Source organism: Pengzhenrongella sp. (assembly GCF_036565025.1).
In the GTDB taxonomy this organism is placed as follows: Bacteria; Actinomycetota; Actinomycetes; order Actinomycetales; family Cellulomonadaceae; genus Pengzhenrongella.
The window spans coordinates 1-3,940 of record NZ_DATCNW010000140.1 but is presented as its reverse complement, the minus strand read 5'-3'; the positions used below and the strand labels follow the sequence as shown (position 1 = coordinate 3,940).

Genomic DNA, 3,940 nt, shown 5'->3' with positions numbered 1-3,940 from the left:
GTCCTGGAGGTCGCGCCGTGCGACGAGCTCGCCACCGGGGCCGACGCGGCGCCGGCCGAACGTGCGCGCGCGGCCGCGTTGCGCGCGCGCGGCGCCGAGCTCGCGGCGCAGCCCGGGCGCCTGGCCCTGCTCGTCGCCGGTTCGCTGAGTGCCCGCCGCGGCACCGGGGCGCCCCTCGCGCCGGACGAGCGCGCCGGACCGCTGGACGACGCGGTCCTGGAGGATCTGGCGACGGCGGACCCGCCCGCGCTGGACCGGCTCGGCCGGATCTCGGGTTCCCTCGCGGCCGAGCTGGCGGTCACCGCCTGGGCCCCGCTCCAGGTTCTGCTCGGGGCCGCCGAGGCGGCCGGGCCGCTCGATGCGAGCGTCGAGCACGCTTCCGCGCCGTTCGGGGTCACCTATGCGGTCACCGTCTGGCGGGCGTCGCGATGAGCGCGGACGAGTCCACGGGCACGGGCGCGGCGCCGCTCGCGGTCGCCGTCGTCGGCCCGACGGCGACCGGCAAGTCCGACCTGGGCCTCGCCCTGGCCGAGCGGCTCGGCGGCGAGGTCGTGAACGCCGACGCGATGCAGCTGTACCGCGGGATGGACATCGGCACCGCGAAGCTCTCGGTCGCCGAGCGGCGCGGCATCGCGCACCACCAGCTCGACGTGCTCGACGTCGGCGAGGACGCCTCGGTGGCCCGGTACCAGCTCGAGGGACGCCGCGACCTGGCGGACATCGCCGCGCGCGGCGGGCGCGGCGTCGTCGTCGGCGGTTCGGGTCTGTACGTGCGTGCGCTGCTCGACAAGCTCGAGTTCCCCGGGATCGACGCCGACGTCCGGGCTCGGCTCGAGGAGCGCGCGGAGCGGCACGGCACCCGGCACCTGCACGACGAGCTCGCCCGCCTCGACCCGGCCGCGGCGATCGCCATCGGGCCGGCGAACACCCGCCGGATCGTGCGGGCGCTGGAGGTCATCGAGATCACCGGACGGCCGTACACCGCCAACCTCCCCGAGCAGGTGTACGTCGTGCCGGCCGTGCAGATCGGCCTGGACTGCGATCGTCCGGTGCTCGACGAGCGGGTGGCCCAGCGCGTGACGCGGATGTGGGAGCAGGGGCTCGTCGAGGAGGTGCTCGGCCTGCTGCTGCAGGGCATGGGGCGCACCGCGGCCCGCGCCGTCGGGTACGCCGAGGTGATCGCGATGATCCGCGGAGAGGGCGACGACCAGACGGCGCGCGCGGCGATCGTGGCCAACACCCGGCGGCTCGCACGCAAGCAGATGACGTGGTTCGGCCGCGACCCACGAGTGCACTGGCTCGACTCGCGCGACCCGGACGTGCTGGTCCGGGCGCTCGACGTCGTCGCGGCCGCGGACCGGGGCGAGAGCCCCGCCCCGACGACGCGCCGTACCCTGGGATCATGACCAGCCCCGCGACCTCGTCCGTCAACCGGCGCCTGCGCTTCGCCAAGGGCCACGGCACGCAGAACGACTTCGTGCTCCTCGACGACCGTGCCGGAGCCCTCGACCTGACGCCCGCGCTGGTGCGGGCGCTCGCCGACCGCAGGGCCGGCATCGGCGGCGACGGGGTGATTCGCGTCGTTCCCACGGCGTCCGTGCCCGAGGGGGCCGCGATCCTCGCGGCGGACCCGGGCGCGATCTGGTTCATGGATTACAGCAACTCCGACGGCTCGGTCGCCGAGATGTGCGGCAACGGGGTCCGGGTGTTCGCGGCCTACCTCGAGCGGCTCGGGCTCGCCGAGGTGCCCGAGGGCTCGGGCCACGCCGACGCCGCGCTCGCGATCGGCACCCGTGCGGGGGTGCGGTACGTGCGCCGCGAGAAGAACGGCTGGTATTCGGTCGACATGGGGCCGTGGCGCCTGACCGGCGGGAAGGACGCCGCGATCGCGGGCACCGACGCCGAGGTCGCCGTCGCCGGGCTGGAGATCGCGCGGCCGGCGCTGCGCGTCGAGGTGGGCAACCCGCACGTCGTCCTCGCGCTCGCCGACGTCGATGAGCTCGAGGCCGTCGACCTGACGCGCGCGCCCGACGTCCGACCGGTGCCGCTGCACGGCATCAACGTCGAGCTCGTCGTCCCGCTGGGCGAGGAGCTGGACGACGACGGCGCGGTCGTGGGCCGGGTGCGCATGCGCGTGCACGAGCGGGGCTCCGGCGAGACCCGGTCGTGCGGCACCGGGGCCTGCGCCGCCGCGCTTGCGGTCCGGACCTGGGCCGGCGCCGGTGCACCCGACGCCTGGCTCGTCGAGGTCCCGGGCGGCACGGTCCGCGTGCGCCTGCTCCCGTCGGGCCACGTCGAGCTGGCCGGCCCCGCCGAGCTGGTCGCCGAGGGCGAGATCGACCCGGGCGCGCTCGGGCTCGACATCCAGATCAAGGCCTGAAACGCGACGAGCGGCGAGGCCGACGACGAGGCGGCGCGCAGGTCGCATGACCGCCGGCGGGCAACTCTCTTGTCCGCAATCGGGTAGCCGCACGGGCGTCTCCGGGCAGTCGCTCGTGACGCTGTAACCCCTGTGCGCGAGGTCCGAAAGCCGCCGGTGCGGGCAGCCAGGGGTGTTGCACAATCCGGTGTGACCATCTTGTTCAGCCCATTGCCCGTTTCTTTCCCGATGACCTCGATCCGTGCCTGGACCGATCGCGAGGGCGGTGCGCCGTTGCGCTGCTGTTTGCGCGACAGTCACGTCGGTGAACGTCTGCTTCTGGGGGCTGTCGCCCCGCCGGGACCGTTGGGTGCCTACGCCGAGATCGGTCCGGTGTTCGTCCATGCCGACCATTGCCAGGGGCCGGCATCTCCCGGCTACCCGGAGGCTTTCCGCGATCGCCCGCTCGTGTTCCGTGCCTACAACAACGCCGGCGAGATCGTCGGCGGCGAGATCGTCGAACCTGGTCGCCACCAAGAGGAGGTGGCTGAGCGACTCCTGTCCACGCCCGGGACTGTCTTCCTGCACAGCCGGAACCTCATCCACGGCTGCTACATGTTCGCCATCGGCAGTGTCGAAGCCTGACCGTTGAACGATCCGTGCGCGAACCCGAACTGACCACCGAGGCGAACCAGGTGCCCGCTCCGGAACAGACCTGATCGCGGCGCCGTTGGGAACGGGTAGGGCCGCGCGCGTCGCCGCCGAGGTCGAGACCCGGGTCGGGTCGTTGGTTGTGGCGAGGTGAGATCGTGAGGTCGGGAGCGTTGTGCTGAGGATCGCTGAGACGAGAGGGCTGTGATGAGTGCAGAACCGGTCGCGCGCCTGGAACCCGGCGAGCTGCCCGGCCCGCTCGGGGAATCCGCGACGCTCGTCCAGTTCTCCAGCACGTTCTGCGCGCCGTGCCGCGTCACTCGACGAGTTCTCGACCGCGTCGTGGCGACCACGACCGGCGTCGCGCACGTCGAGCTCGACATCGCTGACCATCACGCGCTCGGCGAGCGGCTCGGGATCATCGTGACGCCGACCGTGATCATCCTGGACGCCGACGGCGTGGAACGGCGCCGGGCGGAGGGCGCCCCGACGCTCGCCCAGGCCCGCGCCGCGCTGGCATCGGTCGCGAGGACGGCCGGGCCGCCGGACGCCGATCCGATCTGACCGCGCCGAACCCCGTTTGCGCCGCGAGATGCGAGTTCCTGTCCTCGCTCCCGCGATCCGAACAACAACAACGGCTCTCCTGACCGATCCTTGGGTCGTTGAGCGTGGCGCTGAGTTGCTTCGCGGAGGCACTGAGGTGCTTCGCAACGGCGCTGAGGCCCCGATGCGTGCGGATCGGGGTTCGCCGACGCTGTTCGCCGATCTCACGCGAGTTCGTCGGACAGTCAGTGTCCGAGATCGAGGCAACTCTCCGAGTTCGACGCGTGCCATCCCGCTCGATCACCGACCCGCGTACCGACGACCCGCCGGCCAGTCCGCCTGCTCGACCTCAGTGCAGCGCTCTGTGCAGCGAAAGTGCACCAAAAC

The 3,940-nt window shown here is 73.0% G+C and carries 5 protein-coding genes; all 5 read left to right on the top strand.

All coding sequences use genetic code 11. The features are described 5' to 3' along the window. The coding region (locus tag VIM26_RS08250; RefSeq protein ID WP_331950023.1) for a hypothetical protein at window positions 1-432 on the top strand (432 nt) is incomplete at its 5' end. Further along, the gene (gene miaA / locus VIM26_RS08245) at window positions 429-1,406 is read left to right on the top strand and encodes a tRNA (adenosine(37)-N6)-dimethylallyltransferase MiaA (RefSeq protein ID WP_331950021.1); all 978 of its coding nucleotides are present in this window, start codon (window positions 429-431) and stop codon (window positions 1,404-1,406) included. The genes VIM26_RS08250 and miaA, both read left to right, overlap by 4 nt. Then, window positions 1,403-2,380 (top strand): diaminopimelate epimerase, encoded by a 978-nt coding sequence (dapF, locus tag VIM26_RS08240; RefSeq protein WP_331950019.1) that lies wholly within the window; start codon window positions 1,403-1,405, stop codon window positions 2,378-2,380. Before miaA ends, dapF begins: the two co-directional genes overlap by 4 nt. A 189-nt stretch (window positions 2,381-2,569) precedes the next feature. Further along, window positions 2,570-3,004, top strand: coding sequence for a DUF1203 domain-containing protein (locus VIM26_RS08235; protein WP_331950017.1), 435 nt, complete (start codon window positions 2,570-2,572; stop codon window positions 3,002-3,004). A gap of 213 nt (window positions 3,005-3,217) precedes the next feature. Then, window positions 3,218-3,574 carry a thioredoxin family protein gene (locus tag VIM26_RS08230; RefSeq protein ID WP_331950015.1) on the top strand — a complete coding sequence of 119 codons (357 nt, stop codon included), beginning with the start codon at window positions 3,218-3,220 and terminating at the stop codon, window positions 3,572-3,574. The last annotated feature ends 366 nt before the right edge of the window (window positions 3,575-3,940 follow it).

Bases quoted from the DNA above. Each gene is read 5' to 3' on its own strand.
- miaA (WP_331950021.1), top strand. From the start codon at position 429: ATGAGCGCGGACGAGTCCACGGGCACGGGCGCGGCGCCGCTCGCGGTC.
- dapF (WP_331950019.1), top strand. From the start codon at position 1,403: ATGACCAGCCCCGCGACCTCGTCCGTCAACCGGCGCCTGCGCTTCGCC.
- VIM26_RS08230 (WP_331950015.1), top strand. From the start codon at position 3,218: ATGAGTGCAGAACCGGTCGCGCGCCTGGAACCCGGCGAGCTGCCCGGC.